The organism is Nitratidesulfovibrio oxamicus (assembly GCF_015731765.1).
Classification (GTDB): Bacteria; Desulfobacterota; Desulfovibrionia; order Desulfovibrionales; family Desulfovibrionaceae; genus Cupidesulfovibrio; species Cupidesulfovibrio oxamicus.
The window spans coordinates 1-790 of record NZ_VRYY01000691.1 but is presented as its reverse complement, the minus strand read 5'-3'; the positions used below and the strand labels follow the sequence as shown (position 1 = coordinate 790).

Sequence of the window (790 nt, the reverse complement as noted above, 5' to 3'; positions counted from 1 at the left end):
GCGGCGCGCAGCGGGCCGCAGGCCGAGCGGCCCAGCATCAGGCCGCCCGCAAAATCGAGGATGCGCGCCGAGGAGCGGTAGTTTTCCTCCAGCGCCACCACGGAAAGGTCGGGCCACGCCTCGCGCAGGAAGGCGGCCACGTCGCCATGCGCACCCCGGAAGCCGTAGATGGACTGGTCCGGGTCGCCGATGCCGAAAAAGCCCGCCCCGCCGCGCGGGGCCAGGGCCCGCACCAGCGTCAGCTGCAGGGGCGAAAGATCCTGGATCTCGTCCACCAGCACGTGCCGCCACGGGCTGACGTAGATGTTGTTCTGCATCTGATCCAGCCAGAATTCCAGAAGATCGGTGTAGTCGGCCAGGTTCCAGGCCGCCTTCTGCTCGGTGTAGCGGGCCAGCAGCGGGGCGTGCTCCACAAGGCACGAACGCATCTTCTCGCGGCACACCCCGATGGCTTCCCACGCCTCGCGCAGGCGCTGGGCGGGCTCGTCGGGGTTGGCTTCCGCGAACACGCGGCGGGCCGCCTCTTCCGAAAGCAGCACCGGGGGCGTGGGTGTGGCCCGGTGCCAGTATTCGAAGGCCAGCGCGTGCAGGGTGTCGGTGCGCGGCAGGGGGGCGTCCTCGCCAAGGGCGGTGGCGAGGCGCTCGTCCATTTCGGCTGCCGCGCGGCGAGTGAAGGTGACGGCCAGGATGCGCCGGGCGTCGATGCCCGTTTCCACCAGATGCAGCACCCGGCCCACCAGCGTGCGGGTCTTGCCCGTGCCGGGACCGGCCAGCACCAGCACCGGCTGCG

1 protein-coding gene is annotated in these 790 nt (G+C 71.0%); it reads right to left on the bottom strand.

What is annotated here, in order from left to right; all coding sequences use genetic code 11:
- Positions 1-790: UvrD-helicase domain-containing protein (locus FVW20_RS17300; RefSeq protein ID WP_196610559.1), on the bottom strand; the 790-nt coding region annotated here is incomplete at both ends.